At 72.0% G+C, this 16790-nt stretch carries 13 protein-coding genes; all 13 read right to left on the bottom strand.

Features of this window, described 5'->3' with window-relative positions; all coding sequences use genetic code 11:
- Positions 1-401: N-acetylmuramoyl-L-alanine amidase (locus tag ACFTZL_RS24540; protein ID WP_382586642.1), on the bottom strand; the 401-nt coding region annotated here is incomplete at its 3' end.
- On the bottom strand, positions 401-1945 hold the full coding sequence (locus ACFTZL_RS24535) for a DUF6519 domain-containing protein (protein WP_382586639.1): 1545 nt from the start codon (positions 1943-1945) through the stop codon (positions 401-403). The genes ACFTZL_RS24540 and ACFTZL_RS24535, both read right to left, overlap by 1 nt.
- 77 nt (positions 1946-2022) lie before the next feature.
- Entirely contained in the window at positions 2023-4206 is a 2184-nt protein-coding gene (locus tag ACFTZL_RS24530) for a hypothetical protein (protein WP_382586636.1), read from the bottom strand.
- Entirely contained in the window at positions 4206-8015 is a 3810-nt protein-coding gene (locus ACFTZL_RS24525) for a putative baseplate assembly protein (protein WP_382586633.1), read from the bottom strand. The genes ACFTZL_RS24530 and ACFTZL_RS24525 overlap by 1 nt, the downstream gene beginning before the upstream one ends.
- Entirely contained in the window at positions 8012-11122 is a 3111-nt protein-coding gene (locus ACFTZL_RS24520) for a putative baseplate assembly protein (protein WP_382586630.1), read from the bottom strand. Before ACFTZL_RS24520 ends, ACFTZL_RS24525 begins: the two co-directional genes overlap by 4 nt.
- Entirely contained in the window at positions 11119-11529 is a 411-nt protein-coding gene (locus ACFTZL_RS24515; RefSeq protein ID WP_382586644.1) for a GPW/gp25 family protein, read from the bottom strand. Before ACFTZL_RS24515 ends, ACFTZL_RS24520 begins: the two co-directional genes overlap by 4 nt.
- A 14-nt stretch (positions 11530-11543) precedes the next feature.
- On the bottom strand, positions 11544-11888 hold the full coding sequence (locus ACFTZL_RS24510) for a hypothetical protein (RefSeq protein WP_382586627.1): 345 nt from the start codon (positions 11886-11888) through the stop codon (positions 11544-11546).
- 19 nt (positions 11889-11907) lie between these two features.
- Positions 11908-12444 (bottom strand): phage baseplate assembly protein V, encoded by a 537-nt coding sequence (locus ACFTZL_RS24505; protein WP_193483451.1) that lies wholly within the window; start codon positions 12442-12444, stop codon positions 11908-11910.
- Between the two features lie 43 nt (positions 12445-12487).
- On the bottom strand, positions 12488-13627 hold the full coding sequence (locus ACFTZL_RS24500) for a hypothetical protein (RefSeq protein ID WP_382586625.1): 1140 nt from the start codon (positions 13625-13627) through the stop codon (positions 12488-12490).
- Positions 13620-13994: a hypothetical protein gene (locus tag ACFTZL_RS24495; protein WP_382586622.1), complete on the bottom strand. Its 375-nt coding sequence runs from the start codon at positions 13992-13994 to the stop codon at positions 13620-13622. The genes ACFTZL_RS24500 and ACFTZL_RS24495 overlap by 8 nt, the downstream gene beginning before the upstream one ends.
- An 8-nt stretch (positions 13995-14002) precedes the next feature.
- Positions 14003-14704 carry a hypothetical protein gene (locus tag ACFTZL_RS24490; protein ID WP_382586619.1) on the bottom strand — a complete coding sequence of 234 codons (702 nt, stop codon included), beginning with the start codon at positions 14702-14704 and terminating at the stop codon, positions 14003-14005.
- A complete protein-coding gene (locus ACFTZL_RS24485; RefSeq protein ID WP_382586616.1) occupies positions 14701-15384 on the bottom strand; it encodes a hypothetical protein in 684 nt (227 codons plus the stop codon). The genes ACFTZL_RS24490 and ACFTZL_RS24485 overlap by 4 nt, the downstream gene beginning before the upstream one ends.
- A 15-nt stretch (positions 15385-15399) precedes the next feature.
- The coding region (locus ACFTZL_RS24480; RefSeq protein WP_382586613.1) for a hypothetical protein at positions 15400-16790 on the bottom strand (1391 nt) is incomplete at its 5' end.

Here is a 16790-nt window from a genome sequence, read left to right as displayed (position 1 = left end):
CCGAGGTTGATGCACTCGAAGCCGTAGAAGTGCCGGTTGCCGTCGGTGTCGGCCTCGTTGTCGCCCGGCAGCTTCGACTCGTTGACCACGGCGCGCAGGACATCGCTGTCGCCGAGACCGGCGTGGTTGGCCCGGCCGTTGCCGACCAGGTGCACATGCCCCTTCTTGTCGATGACGCCGTGGCACAGCGGGCCGGGCAGGCTCGAGTAGCCGTCGTAGCAGATGTCGACGGAGGAGGCGGTGCCGGAGGTGACGGTGTGGTGGATCATCACGCCGTTCACCGGGCCCCAGGGGCCCTTGCTGTTGCGGTTGTGGGTGCGCCAGCTCCGGACCTCGTGGACGGTCACGCCCTCGGCCCGCAGGATCTCCACCAGCTTCGACGCGCTGAGCGGCTTGGCCATCAGTTGTCTCCTTCGACGGCGGCTTCCGCTGCCGCTGTGGTCTGGGACCTCCCCTGTGAGGGGTCCTCGGCGGCCAGCTCCTCGCGGCGGGCCTGTTCTTCCGCGGCGAGCGTCGCCTCGTCGGCGGCCGGCACGCTGCTCGCCAGCGGGCCGAACGCCAGGCGCAGATCGACCGCGCTGCCCTCGCCCTTGATCAGGGCCAGCGGGGCGAAGTGCCGGGCGATACCGGCCGGTCCCCTCAGCAGCGGGCGGCGGGCCGGGTCGACCGGCCACTCGACGCCGCCGGTGGCGGTGCGGGCGGGCACGATCCAGTGGTCGCCGGTGCGGTAGGCGCCGTCCTTGGCGAAGTACACCTCGACGCCGTCCTCCAGGGGCAGCCACTCGCCCTCGGTGACGGGGATCGCGCCGCCGCGCAGATCGGTGCTGCGGCCCTTGCGCTTCGGACCGCCGCGGTGGTCCCAGCGGCGCAGGTACGGGTTCAGGTGCGCCAGCCGTCCGACGCCCGGGTCCGGTTCGGCCGAGAGGCGGACACGGCGGCCGGGCAGGTCCAGTTCCTCGACGCGCAGCAGGGGCAGCGGCTCCAGGCGGGAGGCGTAGGCGGTGTCGGTGAACTCCACGTGGTCGCCGACGTCCAGGTCCAGCTTGCCGTCGTGGCCGAGGGACGCCAACTGCACCCAGGTGCCGTCGAGTTCGTCGACGGGGAAGACGACGGAGCCGTTCTCGCGGGACCACTTGAAGGTGGCGTCCTTCGCCTCACCGCCCGCGTGGACCTCCACCCGGTAGAGCTGGTTCTCCGGGCCTCGGTAGCGGGCGTCCGGCTTGACCAGGCACGGGTCCTCATCCGCGTGGTCGGGCCGCTCGCTGCGGGCGGCGAGCCGGGCCGAGGGCGCCGACCGGCGCTGCGCCCAGCGGGTGAAGGCGGCCCGCACGACCTCCTTGGACGGGTCGGTCTCCTCGATGTCCAGCTCGGTGAGGGACAGCGGCAGTACCTGCCAGACGACCTTGAGGCGGGCGGCGGTGTCGGGCATGGCCGCGCCGAGGGCGACCTCGCGCAGCGCGGGGTCCTCGGCCGCGTTGACCGAGCGCTCCCATACGTTCAGGTAGACGAGGAACGGCGTCTGGGCGGGCGAGGGCAGCCGGTCGCCGGGCCTCTCCGGGTCGCGGAAGGCGTCGGGCTGGTCCCAGTAGGTCCACTGCGCGGGCGGCTCCGGCGCGGACTCCTCGCTCTCCTCGTCGGTGACGGGCACCCCGGGCGCCGGGCGGTCGGCGTCGCACAGGATGCCGTCGACGTAGTAGCGGCCGCCGTGGACGACGAGGGTGTCGATCTCGTGCTTGCCGCCCACGTACTCGATGCGGAAGCCGGCGGCGTCGCGCGGCCCGCCGTGCGGTCCGATCAGGTCGGCGGCGAGGCTGCGGGCCTGGTGGAGCTGGATCGCGGTCTGCTCGTTGAGGTCGGCGTCGAGCTGGACGCGGCCCTGCTGGGCGACGACCGCCGAGTAGTGCCGCTCCGGCCGGAACGTGGAGCGGGAGAGGTCTGCGTGCATGAAGGGTGTCCCCCCTGGTTCAGAAGTGCGGGTTCACGAAGTCGGTGGCGGTACGGCTCAGCCGATGGCGGTGCGGCTCACGTCACGAAGATGATCCCGGCGTCGGTACCGGCCGGCGTGTACTCGGCGAGCCGGGCCCTCAGGCCGTCCTCGCGCTGCGGCCGGTACAGGTCGTGGAAGGCGCCCATCTCGGCGCCGTCGTCCGCGCCGCGCCGGATCTCCTCGGGGCTGGGGGTCCCCCCGCTCGAGCGAAGCCGAGAGTGGGGGAGGTCCGCGAGCAGGCCGTACCAGGGCGTCCCGTAGCGCTGGGACGTGAACGACGGCTTGGTGTCCGGGCAGCGGTGGCGGCGCGGGGTGCGTGAGCCGGTGGGGACGGCGGAGTAGCGCACGCAGCCGATGCCGCGCCGGGCCACGTGGAGCCGGCCCGTGAAGACACTGTTCTCGGCGATCTTCACCGCGTGCGTGTGGATCTCGCCGATGACGGTGGTGCGGTGCAGGTGCAGCACGGCGTGGGCGTGTCGGCAGTCCGGGGCGGACAGGGCCTCGCGGTCGTCGGCCGTGGCGTCGAGGACGCTGTCCCGGATGTGGATGTCGAGGGGGTCCTCGCTCACCTCGTCGCCGATGACCTCGATGGTGCCGAGGATGCTGTGCTCGATCTGGAGGCAGGCGGTGGTGCGGTCCAGGACGATGCTCGGCTCCTCGGGCGAGTGCGGATCGCACTCGGGCTCCAGGGACCAGCCGGGCACGAGCGTGCTGTGGCGTACGACGACGGCGCCCATCGCGCCGGTCACGTTGATGCCGCGTCCGGCGACCAGCAGCCCGTCGAGGACGACGCGCGGCCGCTCGTGCGGGGAGCAGTCCTCGGACACCGCGCGGATGTTGAGCGCGTCGGGGCGGTTGCTGTACCAGTCGAGCAGGCGGATCACGGGGCGTGTGCCCTCCGCCGCCCGCAGTTCGAGCCGGTCGCCCGGGTCGAGGTCGAAGTCGAGCTGCTCCTGGTAGGCGCCGCTGTGGGTGATCTCGATGATGCCGTCGGGCCCGGTGCGGCCGGCCCGGCGGTCGTGCTGCCAGGCCCGGTAGGCGTCCATGATCTGCCGGTACGGCTGGCCGGGTCCGACCCGGTAGAACTCCGCGTCCGGGCGCGGCTCACGGTCGCGCTCGTACTCGCCGCCGCCCATGTCGGCCCCGAACGCGTAGTGGTAGTCCACCCATACGCCCTGCCGGGGCGCGGACCGCGAGCCGAACGCGATCCGGCCAAGCTCCGGGTCGACGGCCACCTGGCCGCGCTTGGGACGGTAGCGCCAGTCCGACAGATCGGCGACCACGATGTCCGAGGGCGGAACCGGGTTGTCCTCGCCGTCGCGCCGGATGACGAAGCTCTTGCCGGGGCCGTAGTAGTCGAGCAGCCGGTCGTGCAGGAGGCGGCGGGTGACGAACGCCGGCACGTTGTCGACGGTGGCGATGTGTGTCGGCGAGGGCTCCGGGAACGGCTTGGTGGCCAGCGGGGTGTCGTTGCCGAGGATCGAGAAGGTGTAGAGGTTGCGGGCCCGGTCGATGCAGTAGGCCGGAGTCCGGGTCAGCGCGTACGCCTTCAGCCGCCATACGAACAGCGCGACGCCGGCCGGGGTCCAGCCGCCCTGCCGGTGCCGTGACTCGGCGCGGCGGACGTCGGCCGTACGGACGGCGTTCGCGAAGGGGCCGCCGCCGAGGGCGAGTTCGGCGCCGTCGCGCAGGTCGGTGAGCCGGCCGCGCTCGCCCCGGTGGGTGCCGGTGCCGTACAGCTTCACCGGCTGGGTGTGGGCCACCTGCCGGGACAGTTCGACGGCGCGCGCGGGCCAGGACGCCACCTGCTCGGACAGTTCCTCCAGCAGGTGCAGGGTGCCCTTGCGGCGGCGGCTCGCGACCGTGGCGGCCACGTCCCGGCGCGGGGCGACGGCCTCCGCGAGGGCGGCCCGGCCGCCGTCGTGCAGGCCGGTGGTGAGGACACGTTCGTAGCCGGGCAGGGTGCGATAGCCCACGAGGTCGCCGAGGTACGGCAGCACCCAGGGGGCCGCCGTCTCCACGAACAGGTCCTCGTAGCCCTGCTGGACGCCGTCGCGCACACGGTCGACCTGCTCTGCGATCACGGCGAGCAGCGCGCGCAGCGGCTCGCCCTCCTCGGCGTCGCGCAGCCGGTGCCAGCGGGGCAGCAGGTCGGCGAGCCCGTCCGGCTCCCTGGGCACAACCGGGGCCGGCGTCTCCAACTGGGGATCCGGGGACATCACTTGACCTCCGTCAGAATCAGGGTGTCCGCGGCCCGGGGCGACAGCAGCGCGAGCTGGGCCGGGCGGATGCCGCGGAAGACGTACACCGACCGGCCGAGGGGCAACCGCCGGGTGTCGGTGATGTCGGGGTTGAGGCGCAGCAGTTCGGCGAGCGGGACGCCGTACTTCGCGCAGATCTCCGACAGCGTCTCGCCGTTCTCGGCGCGGACCGTGTGGATCTTCTCGTCGTATGTCGCCGGGTGCGCCGGGACGGACGCCTTGGGCGGGCCGGGCCGGGTGAGCAGCTCGGTGAGCTCCTCCGGGGTGGCGGAGGCGGGCACGCCGGTGAAGACGTCGACGTCCACGTAGTCGACGCCGGGCACGGTGTGGGCGGTGGCCAGGACCTCGGAGAGGCGGGCGGGCCGGCCCAGCTCCCGGCCCTCGAAGCCGAGCCGGTTCAGCAGGGCCTGCCGCAGGCGCGGCTCGACGGTGTGCCAGGCGTGGTCGGGGGCCACCTTCACCTGGGCGGCGATCAGCAGCAGGACCAGTTCCCGGCCGTCGACGCGGACCGGGAGGTTGGGGTCGCCGTACTCGGTGAGGGCACCCCGCAGGGCGCGCAGCGTGTCCGAGTCGGGGGCGATGGGCACGTCGTCCGTGCCCGCGACCGTCACGTGCAGCACGCGCCGCCGCCCGTCGAAGAGTTCGCGTGCCGAGGCCCGGCCGATGCCGGCGCGGGAGCGGGCGAAGTCCTCGTAGTCGGATTCGGACACCAGCCGGTCCAGCGCCGAGACGGCCAGCGGGACCGTACGGCGGGTCAGGCCGGGGCCGTCGGCGTCGGCGCCGCCGGTGGCCGGGCGCGGGTTGGTGACCGCGGTGACCCCCAGGGGCCGGGTGAGGGGCTGGGTGACGCGGTCCGCGGGCACGTTGGCGGCCCTGCCGGTGCCGAAGCGGTAGCGGGCGCGGACGTTCTCGTGGCCTGAGGGCAGCCGGGCCCCGTGCACACCGTCGCCGAAGGTCACGGTCGTCCGGCCGTCGGCCGTGGCACCGCTGATGTAGACCCGCTCGGTCGGGCCGCGCCCGGCGAGGCTGTCGACCTCGTGCCACAGGACGCCGTCGACGCGGAGTTCCAGCACGGGGGTGGCGCCGAGGGGGTTGTCGTCGGCGAGCCAGGTCAGCGGGGACTGCCAGAGCGCGAAGGTCTGGTTGACGCGGTCCGAGTCTCCGCTGCCGATGGCCTCCTCGCGGCTCTCGCCGTGGGTGGCCTCGACGACGTTGCCGAGGATGCGGACCGTCTCACGACGGTAGCGGTGGGCGAGGTCGGCGGTGAGGGTGAGCCGGGTGTGGACGTGGTCGCCGGGCAGTCGAGGGTCGACCGCCGGGTCGGCGGCGGCGACGGTGACCACCTCGGTGGCCCTGACGCCGGCCGTGCCCGGGATGTCGCTGCGTTCACCCGCCACCATGAGCGTGCGGCCGGGCCGCAGCCCCTCGTACAGCTCGGCGAGTTCGATCTCGTTGCCGTGCACGTCCTCGCCGAGGGGCTCGTCGGCGAGACGCAGGGGCTCCCCGGCCACGTGCACGGTGGTGTCGCGGATATGCGACAGCAGGACGTCGAACTCGTCCAGCCAGGGGTCGGCGAGGGTGAGTTCGGTGCCGCGTCCGGTGATGCCGTAGTTGGTGTACGCGGCGGTACGCGCGGCCACCACCTGGGTGGTGACGAACGCCAGCTTCGGATCGCCGGGCACACCGCCCTCGGCTCCCTTGGCGGGCCGCTGGATCGCCACCCAGCTCCCGACCGTGATGCCCTCGTGCACGGTGTCCAGCTGGAGCGTGCGGCGGTTGACGGGCTCCGGCTTGCTGGCGATGACGACCTCGACGCCCGGCTCGGCGCTGCCCACCGTGTACTTGAGGCTGACCTCGTGGTCGCCGTGCGTGAACTGCTCACTGGCGCCCGGCCGCAGGGCGATCTGCTCGGACGTGCCGTTGTGGACGCCGACGTGGACCAGGCCCTCGTCGTCGGGCCGGGACACGAACAGGGTGCGCTCGGGCAGGGCGGACAGGAAGCGGGCCGTGACGCCGGGCTCCTGGGAGTCGGCGGGGCGGCGGTTGAGCCAGCTCAGGTCGCGGTCCTGGCCGGAGCGCACGGACAGTTCGACCTGGCCGGGGCCAAGGGTGAAGGTGAGGGGCTGGGTGACGGGCAGGTTCTCCGCGCGCTGGTCGGAGCTGCTGCCCTCGACGTACTGGAACTCGGCCCGCACCGGGGACTTGCCCGCCGTGTCGAAGACGACCCGCATGGTGGCCAGCACCGCGCCGGTCAGCGGCCAGTCGGCGGTACGGATGACCCGGCCGCGGTCGTCCTGGACCGGCTTCAGCGGAGCCGTGGCACCGAAGGGGGCCGCGGTGACCCGCAGGGCGAGCAGCTCACGCAGAAGCTGCGGGGTACCGGGGGCGGCGGCCGTGCGCCAGGCCGGGTAGAGACTGCCGAGTCCGGGGTTGAGGGCGGACAGGAGGCGTGCGGTGTCGGTGCCGGGGAGCTGCCGCCCGGTGGTGCCACGAGGGTTAGGGGCCGTGGCGCGGAGGGCGGGAAGTACCGCCCCCAGGGCCTTCAAAGCGGCAGCGTGCGAGTCGCCCCTCAGGGGCGCGGGGAACTGCGCGACCAGCCCCGACGGCCCCGCAGACGGCCGACCACCCGCATCCGCCTGCGCAGGCGCCAATTCCAGTGCCCGCTCGGCAAGTTCGGCAAGCACCGCTTCAAGCTGCTCGAACCACTCCGCCACATCGTCATACGGAGTGGCCAGCACCTGCGCCTCACCGAGCCGGGCAAGAGGCTCCGCGAGCCGGCCCGCAAGCCGCTCGGGCGTCTTGACCCCGTCCAGGTCGTCCCGCAGCGGTTCGAGGACCTGGTCCTCGAAGTCCTCGATCAGCCGGCTGACCGGCCGCGGGTTGGGTACCTCCGGCGTGGGCGGCTCCTCCCCCGGCTCTCCCGGCTGCCCGGGCGGAGCCGTCCAGCGGCGTACCTCGTCAACGAGTTCCTTCAGCGTCGGCGGAGCCGACTTCGGCAGGGAGATCGCCGTGATCTCGTCGTCCCGGTCGACGCGCGTCTTCGCCACGGGCAGCAGCTTCCGCGCGCCGCCCGCGCCTTCCCCGAAGACGAACAGCAACTGGTCGCCGGTCTGGAGGGAGAGCCCCGTGCCCTCGACGAAGAGTTCGGAGCGCTTCTCGAGGTCCTGCGGGGTGAGGAGCGAGGGACGGCGGCGGCGGACCTTCAGCTCGTTGAAGTCCCAGCGGGCCGTAAGGTCCCTGGCGGTCTCGAAGGTCAGCGACGCCTCGTCGGCGTTCGCGGGGACGCTGTGGCTGCGCGCGCCGCGCGGGATCAGCACGTTCTGCGCCTCGGCGCGCGGGTCGCGTTCGAGGGTGTACGCCAGGTGCGTGGCGGCGGCGACACCGGGACGCGGGCGGTGCCCGACGAGCCGGCCGAGCAGTACCAGGGAGCGGTGCTCGTCGGCGGTGCGGAGGTAGGCCTCGTCGGCGATCCGCTCGGAGTGGAAGGTGAGCAGGTCGCCGAGGACCGCCGTGGCGTCGAGCAGGCCGATCGCCGGGTCGTCCGGGGTGCGGACGGTGAGGCGGTTCAGCGCCGGGTACGCGGGCGAGGCGAGCCGGTCGAGCAGGGCGGCCAGGAAGGAGCCGTACTCGCCGACGCGGTAGTCCAGCGCTGTGCGGCCGGGCGGGTTGTGCGGCGGCGTCGGCGCGAGGCGCTCGTCGTGGCCGCCGCGGCAGGCACCACCGCAGCCGCAGTCGTCGGTCGCGGGGACCGGGTGCGGGTCCGTCATCGGGCACCTCCCAGGGATATCGCCAGCAGGCCGTTCTCCGGCCGGTCCGGGTCGTTGTCGCAGGTGGCGATCTCCAGCGGGCCGAGCCGCAGCACGCCGTCCTCCCTCTCTCCTCGGTCCTGTTCGGACAACCGGCGCAGCCGGGTGACCTCGACGCTCTCCACTCCGGGCACGGCCGCGGCGACGGCGACCAGGCGGCTGAGCCGGACCGGTTCGCCGAAGGTCAGCGCGTCGGGGTGGAAGAAGCCGAGCCGTCCGCCGGGCAGCCGTCCGCTGCCGAGCACGCGGTACAACTCGGCCAGGATCTGCCCGTGCTGGTGCCCCGGCTTGGCGCAGACGCTCAGCGCGATGTCGAGCGGCACCAGGCGGGCGGGCCCCACGACGAGGTCGTGGCCGATACGCCGGTACGTCTCCAGGGCCTGGGCGACCGAGTCGAGCAGTGCCGGCGACGGGTCGGCGGTGCCGTACGCGTCGATCGCGACGTGTGCTTCCTGGACGCTGCCGGTCCAGCGGATCTCGGCCGCCGCCCGCTGAACGCCCGGCAGGGCGCCGGCCAGGGCGGCGTAGTCCTCGGCGGTGACCGCGCGCAGCCGGGTGCGGCGCAGGTCGAGCGGGGCGAGCTGGCGTACCTGCTCGACGGGTTCGGGCTGGATGCCGCCGGTGGCGGGCAGCGGGTTGCGCACGACGGCGGCCGGCGCCTCGCAGTCGCCCTGCACGACCAGGTGGTTGATGGCCTCGGCGCCGACGTTGCCGGCGGTGCCGCCGCCGAGCCGGTAGCGCAGCTCCAGGCGGGAGCCGGGTGTGGGCTTCGCGCCGTGCCGGCCGTCACCGAAGCGCAGCGCGAGGCGCCCGTCGTCCTCCAGTTCGCCGACGAAGTGCCGCTCGCGCGGACCGCTGTCGAGCAGATCGCGGCGCGGCACCCAGGTCTGGTCCCCGTCGTGCGGGCGTACGGCGGGCAGCGCCCGGCGCGGGTCCTGGGCGAGAGCGACGGTCGCCGAGCCGCGCAGCACCGTCTCCTCGGGGTGGAGTCCGGTCGCGTAGGCCGGGCCCCAGGCGTGGGCGATCTCCCAGGCGATGTGCCCGTCGAGGACGGTTCCTGCCCGGGCCCGGGCGGCGAGGACCTCGACGCGGCGCAGCTTGGTGTCGAGCAACTGGTCGCTGCGGTAGAGCAGTTCGCGCATGGCACGGACCGGGTGGCGGTGCAGTTCGAACCGCTCCAGCACGTTCAGGCCGTAGATCACGGCGAGTTCGGCGATCTCCTCCTGGCCGAGCCCGTCCCGGTCGCGGGCGCTGCGCCACAGTTCGACGAGCCGCTGCCGCACCCGGCCCGGGATGGCCGCGATCCGCTCGGCCTGCCCGGCGGCGACGGTGCCGGCGTCGGGGAAGGGCACCGCCTGGGTGACGGGCGTGCGGCCGAGGACGGGGCGGAAGCGGGGCGCGATGCCCGGGTAGACGGACTGGGCGAGCAGGGTGCGCAGGGCGGCGGCCTGGGCGTACGCGGTGCCGGGCACGACCTGTTCGTGCCGCTGCCCGGCGCTTTCCAGGCCGAGGCCCGCACGGTTGGTCGCGGCCTCGCCGACGACGTCGAAGAGTTCGCGGACGTCGCCGGATACGAGGGCCCGGCCCGACTCGGTCCGGTCCGTCAGGGCGTTGATGAGCCGTGCGGGGGCGTTGCCCTCCTCGGTGTCGTGGCAGCCGAAGGCGGGAGGGTCGCAGGGGGCGGTCACGGCGGGCACGGGCGGCACGGTGACCGTCTCGGGCAGGCCGGTCAGCGTCCGTCCGTGGTCGGCGAGGACGACATTGCCGCGGGCGAGGGTGACGTCCTCGACGGGCAGGCAGTCGCGTCCGCCGCGGGTGGTGAGGCAGAGCGGGAAGCGCAGCGCGTCCTCGGCGGCCCAGGTGATCTCCAGGACCGGCTGGTCCTCGATCCGGTCGAGTCCGGGTGTGACGGAGGTGATCCGGACGGCCTGGCGGTGGGCGGGGTCGGCGTCGCCGGGGGTGCCGGTGCGCGGGCCCTTCACCTCCTCCAGGACGAGCACGTCGCCCGGCCTGAGGGCCAGCCGGCGCTCGCGGCAGGTCTCCGGGTCGACCCACGCGTCCCGCAGGGTGGCGGCGGTGGCGCCCTTCGGCAGGGTGCACACCTCGCCGCCCCAGGTCCACAGCCGGATGGCGTTGTGCGCGACCCGCAGCTCCAGCGGGTCGGTGGCGACGACCGGTTCGAAGACCTCCACCGAGCCGCGCTCGTCGAGGTCGCCGAGGTCGGCCTCGTCGATCACCGTGCCCGGTTCGGGGCGGTCGTGCGGGTCGAGGCTGCGTACGTCGACGGAGGCGAAGCGGAAGGTGCCCGGGGCGAGCGTCCGGTCCTGCGCGGTCCGGACGGTGACGTAGGCGCGGGCGTTGCAGCCGTCGTGCATCGCGTAGTCGATGAGCTTGACGTGACGGCGTACGGAGACCCGGCGGCGGGCGGTGTCGAGATAGGCCTCGGTGGCGACCGCGTCCTGGTGGTAGCTGATCTGGTCGCCGGTGTGGGCGAGGAGTTCGACGAGGGTCATGCCCAGGTCGGCGGGGTTGCGCTCGACCCAGTCGGGGGTGGTGAGCGCGAGCCGGTCCAGGAGCAGCTTGCGGATGGTGTCGTAGTCGCGGGCCGTGTAGTCGATGACGGGCGCGGCGGGGAAGTCCGTCTCCGGCCGGTGCTCGTCCTTGCAGTCGAAGGGGGTGGGACAGTCGGGCCGGAAGGAGAACGTGGCGCTGTGGTAGCGCTGGTCGAAGCCGCGGTACGGCTCGGTGCCGGGCCGTCCGTAGGGGTCGGTCTCGACGAGGGAGAGCCGGTAGCGGGAGGTGTCTCCGGCCCGGTCGAGGGTGACGTAGAGCCGGTCGTCGAGCTCCGGGTCCTCCTCGCGTTCGACGCTGACGTCGACGGCGGTGATGCCGGTGACGCGGCGGCCGCCGTCGATGCGGACGTTCTCGGGGCAGAGGCCGTGCGGGGCCTTGCCGAGGAAGGTGACGGTGAGCAGCAGGCCGTCGTCGCCGGTCTCGACGGTGTCGACGCCGTTGAGCTGGGCGGCCCTCACCTTGCCGCGGCGGGACGCTGTGGTGCCGGTCGTCATGCGGCGGCCCTCCCTTCGAAGACGTCGTCGCGCCGGGTGCCGGTGGCCCGGACGGCGTACGACAGATGGACGCGGACGGAGTGGTCCTCGCTGACGATGTCGAGGGCCGTGATCTCGATGAGGTCGCCGAGCCAGCGCTGCAGCGCGGCCTGCACCGACAGTTCGAGCGTGCTGATCAGCTCGGGGCTGTTCGGCGCGAACACCAGGTCGAGCAGTCCGCAGCCGAAGTCGGGGCGCATCACGCGCTCGCCGGGGCTGGTGAACAGCAGCTGCTCGATCAGGTCGTGGACGTGCTCGCCGTGACCGGCGTGCGCGGTGCGGCCGCGGCGGTCGGCGCGGAAGGGGAACGCGACATCGCTGCGCGGGCCCCTGGCACCCACGGGAGCGGTGGCGTTGCCGGGATACATCGGGCTCGTCGAACTCATCGGTGGGTGACCTTTCGCTGCGCGGCCTGGACGACGGGCGGCCCCTGCGGGACCAGGGCCGCGCTGAAGCACTGGGCCGCGGAGGTGTCGAGCAGTACGGGCGCGCCGTCGACCGTGATGCCGGTGGTGTCGGCGGTCCAGCGGACCGTGACGCACGGCGAGGGCACCCGGTCGACGGTGTGCGGGCAGCCGGTGACCACGTAGGAGTGCGCGGCCGTGGCGACGGCGGCACCCGCGACGCGGACGCCGCGGGAGGGCGGGGTGGCCGCGGTGACGCGCCCGCCGTGCGGGCAGCCGAGCACGGTGCCGGCGTCGAGAAGTCTTCTGGTCGTTCCTGTCACTTGCTGGATCCCCCGTCGTCTATCGCTTCGAGAGCACGGTCAACTGGCCCTCGTTGATCGTCACTTCACGTCCGCGCAGCACGACCTCGGCACCCGCGCCGGTCGCGATGACCACGGCCTCTTTGGTGATGCGGATGTAGGCGCCGCCCTGGGCCTGCAGGAGGATCCCCTGCTCGGCGCCGGGCGTGTCGTTCATGACGAGCTTGTGCGCCTGCGGTGTCTGCACGACGACCGGCTTGCTCGGCGAGTTCGCCTGGAGCTCGCGGCGCGCGTCGGGCGGCAGTTCCTCGGCGGCGCCGTACCAGCAGCCCGTCCACACCGGGAAGCTCGGGTCCCCCTGCTCGAACTCCACCCACACACCCGCGCCGGGCGGCGGCACCACGAACTGCCCGGACTCCGGCCCGGTGAACGGCAGGCAGGGCAGCGCCCAGGTCGACGGCTCGTCACCGAGCACGTCGGGGACCTCGACGGTGACGCGGCCGATGCGCAGCGGGTCGTTGTTGTCGACGACCCGGCCGCGGAATTTGCCGAGGTAGCGATTGCTGGGTGCCGCCATGGTGGAGGTGCTCCTGGTTGAGGGTCTTGTGGGGGGGGGTGGGTTACGGCCGGACGTAGTCGCTGCGGGCTTCGAGCCCTTCCCTGGAGAGGGTGAAGTTCTGCTGGTACGAGCCCGGCCGCAGGTTGTGCGTGACGGACTTGACGTAGTAGTCGCCGTCGTAGGCGCGTCCGGCGCCCCGTACGCCGACGAGCTGGCGCGGCTGGAGGATGTAGCCGTGCCGGTTGACGTCGAGGGAGCCGGAACCGGAGACGACGTCGGCGGAGACGGCCGCGCGGGCGAGCAGTTCGGCCTCGGCCTGCTCGCGCTGCTGCTTGGCGGTGCCGGACAGCGTCTTGCGCTTCAGGGCCGGGGTGGGGCGCCTGCCGAGGGGCGGGCGCAGTGGGCTGATCGGCGGTTGCGGCAGCAGGGTGGACTGCCGGGTGCCGGGGTCCTGCCAGCGTGCCTGCGGCTCTTCCCTGGCCGTCCCGTCGTAGGCGAACGTCAGCTGGTCGACGGTGGACTGGGCGTCCATGTTGACGTTGAGGGCGTGCTGGCGGATGCCGAGCCGGACCTCCGGGCCCCAACGGGCGGACGACTGCCCGGGGTTGGGTCCGGGGTCCAGGTAGAAGGTGTAGCCGTTGGCACGGGCGAGCTCGGTGACGTACTGGAGGTCGGTGCCGGTCTGGTAGTGCACGCGCAGGTCCTGGTGCGGGGGCTGGGCGACCTTCTCGGTGTAGACGTCGGGCCGGATGCCGTAGTCGGAGTAGCGGCGCAGAATGGCGAGGGCCCGCTGGGAGGGCGGCAGGTTGGGGTAGCGGGCGGTGCGCTCCTCCAGGTCCATCAGCAGGGTGAGGTCCTCGCCGGTGACGGTGAGGGTGGAGTGGCCGGGCCGGTTGCTGGCCCCGACCTCCTGACGCACGACGAGCCCGTCGAAGAGCACGGCCGGCGTGCCGCGCACGTTGACGGTCACGATCAGACGGGTCTTCGGATCGAAGAACCCCTCGGGCAGCAGCCGGCGGCTGATGATGCCGTTCTTGGTGAGGTCGAAGGCGAGCTGGAAGCCGCTGCGCTCGCCCGCGGTGGCGGTGATCTGCGCGGAGAGCAGGGCCTCGGTGACCTCGGCGGGCACGGGGCGGGCGAGCTTGGGCCCCATGAGGAGGGTGATGTGCACGGGGCCCTGCCCCACGGGCAGATCAAACACGCCGGTCCCCCTGAGGGAAGCCGCCGGCGATCGGAATGCCGATGATCCGCCCGGCCTCCTCGGTCAACTCGCGTGGATCGAGTACGGGGTTGGCGTCGGCGATCTGCCACCACTGCCCGGGGTCGCCGAAGTACCGCTGGGCGAGCAGGTCGGGCCGCTCCCCCGCGCCGACGACATGGGGCTCGGTCTCCTGGTGGCCGCCGTCGTCGAGGGGCGGCAGCAACCGGCGCTTGGTGTACCGGACTTCGCTTCCGTCGGGGCGGCGGTGCACCCCGATCTCGGCGTCGTGGTAGCGGCTGGTGCGCGGATAGGGATGGGCCCCGGGTATGGCGTCCAGGGCGCTCTCGTACGGTTCGATGTCGGCCATGGTGTGGCTCAGCCCCTCCTGATCGATGCGCTCGCCGCTGCTCCGATGCCGCCGCCGAGCCCCAGCGCGCCGAGACTGCCGCCCCGGGCGGCGGCGGCAAGCCGCTCCTTCTGTGCGAGATGCGCGAGGTAGAGATCGGCGCCTCGGTGACCGGCGGGCAGATCGCTGACGGTGAGGATCTTCATGCCGATGCTGAGGGAGGCGCGGATGGGATTGAGGTTCACGTCGAAGGCGGACTCGTTCACGGACAACTCCGTCAACCGCACGGGCATGACCCGCTTGCTCCCCCACGTGAACAGCGTCAGGGGCATCTCGATCGGGCTGATCTCGATGGCACCCTTCTGCGACAGCTTGCTCGCGGCGCGCAGTTGCGCGGTGGTCGGCTGTACGAGCATCTCCAGCGTGGCGAGCTGGGGATGAATCCCGTCGGGCGCCGCGACCTCGAACTGATCCGTCGCGTCGATCTCGGCGGTGAACTTCCAGGTCTCCTGCGCGGGCCCCTTGAGCCGCAACGCCTCGTTCCGATCCCCACTACCGGCACCCCCACCTCCGGCGTCCCCACTGTCACCCGCGGACTGGGGGCTCACACTGCGTTCGAGGGTGTCCGGGTTGAACTGCAGCACGATGATGCGTTGGGGGGTGCCGGTGTCGGGGTTGACGACGACGATGCCGGAGCGGATGGGTTTGGGGATGTCGGCGTAGCGGGTCACAGGCGGGCCTCCAGACGGGCGCGCAGGTGGTCGTAGTCGTGCCCGGGGAAGAGGTCGGGGAAGATCAGCAGCATGTTCTGAATGCTCTCCACCGCACCCTGGAAATCGATGTCGCGCATCGAGACGTCGGTGAAGAGGTACTGCCATCCGTACGTACCCTTGGTGACCAGGAGGGTCTCCAGGTACTCGGGGTATCCGAGATCCATGCGGAAGACGCCACGAGTGGGGTGGCAGTACCAGACCTCGGGCTGGCTCATCCCCGGGTCGATGCGCAGGGCGGACAGGGTGCCCGCCCCGCCACGAGGCTGCTCATCGAAGGCACGGAGTTCGCTGTAGAGCTTCCGCTGCTGGTCAGTGGGCTCGTCCACAGCGGGTTCAACTCCGGTGGTGAGCATGGCGGCAGCCAGGTGACGGACAGAGAACTCTCCTGTCAGATACACCTCGGACCGCTCGACGGCCCAGTGGCTTGACAGGCCTTCGAATCGAAGAAAGCTGCTGTGCAGCGACGGGTCCAGGACTACGCCTTCTTCATCTGCAATCAACTCGAAGGCTTCGGCGGCATCGCCGATCTCCTCTTCGACGGGCCCCCGCTCTTCGTACAGGACTTCCACATCGGAGGCGTCCCGCAACTCGTCAAGCATGGACAAGAAGCGCCGCTCGTACTCACTCAGGTCGGGCACAGGGTTTCTCCGGGGTCAGTTGTAGCGAAGTTCGTTCTGTCTGGCTGCAAGCTTGGCCAGGTCTGCCTGGAAGCTGGTGAGCTGCCCCGCGGGCAGTTTCCTCTTGTATTTGGTCATCCTCAGCCGGAGAGAGACGAAGTCCCGGTATGGCCCCTGCAAGACGACAGCCTTAGCGAAGACGGGGGTCACCTTGAACTCGCGGACCATTTTCGCCGGGCTTCGGCCATTGATGTTGAAGTGTGTGTACCGGCCCGGCTTTTCGACGTTGTCCCGCTCGTAGGACATCTCCGTGGGCTTCCTGACCCAGCGCTTGCCCTTGGGCTCGTAGCCACCCCATTTCATGCCGATCGATTTCGGATACCCGTAATCCGAGTTTGTCCGGTCGTCCGAGTGGAAGGCGACGGCCACCTGATACCAGATCATGTCCTCGGTCTTGTTGACCGCTACGGCCCTGTGTGCGGGCCCCTCCAACCGGTAATGGAATTTGGTGTTCACCTCGGAACCCGGTGCAGGGACCAGGTTGGAGCCCTTGGCCGGGCCCGCGAGCCGTTCGGTCAGCAGGTGCATGCGCACCCACGTCGTATCGGTACTGGGGAGTGTGTCCCATCCGATCGGGTTGCCGGGTCGCGCCAGTGTGGAGACCTGACCGCGAGGGATCTTCTTGTTGATCCCCGTGGCCTCGAAACCGCGAGCCCGTATCCCGTCCTGGAATTCCGGGATGATAGTGGGGAGGAGCGGCGGCTTGGGCTCGTCGGACTCTCGGTACTCGAGCAGTGTGGCGAGACGCTTCAACTCGTCGTGCAGTCGATCTCGTGCTGCGAGTGCCTGTTGGTAGTTCGCGTTGGTCACACGCACGGGAAGCCCTCGCTGACCGGCGTTCACCTCGCGAAGGGCTCCCTCCGCCTGGTGGTGAAGCGCATCTTGCATACGGCCCTGCGAAGTGTCCTTGATCGGCTCGATATCCGCTTCCCATGAATCCAGGTAGCGGCGGATCTGCCTCGGGTCGCTGCGGACCACCAAGTCGGCACCCCGACCACGGCCTTGATACATCAAGGTATGTGCTTCGCCGTCCCTGGCGCGGAAGTGCACCCTGGGCATGTTGTATTGACGCGTCGGGTCCTTCTCCTGCTCGCTCTCCCTCTCGCGCCGGCGATCGCGATCTCCTGCTCGGTTCTTGACGCGCTCATTCCGACGCCGCCATTGGTCGCGCAACTTCCGCAGCCGGTCGTTCACGCGGTTGCCGATCCTGCGGCGGGACTTGCCGAAAAGCTTGTCGGCTGCCCGGCGGGCCCTTCTGACCGCCGACTTGATGGTCTGGCGGGCGCGGCGGAGCGGGCGGCGGCGGGGGCGGTCCTTGTCGGTGTCGCGGCGCCTGTCGTCGTCACGGCGGCGGTCGTTGGGGCGGT

This window comes from Streptomyces sp. NPDC056948, assembly GCF_042674225.1.
Lineage (GTDB): Bacteria > Actinomycetota > Actinomycetes > Streptomycetales > Streptomycetaceae > Streptomyces > Streptomyces purpurascens.
This window is presented reverse-complemented; position numbering and strand designations above follow the sequence as displayed.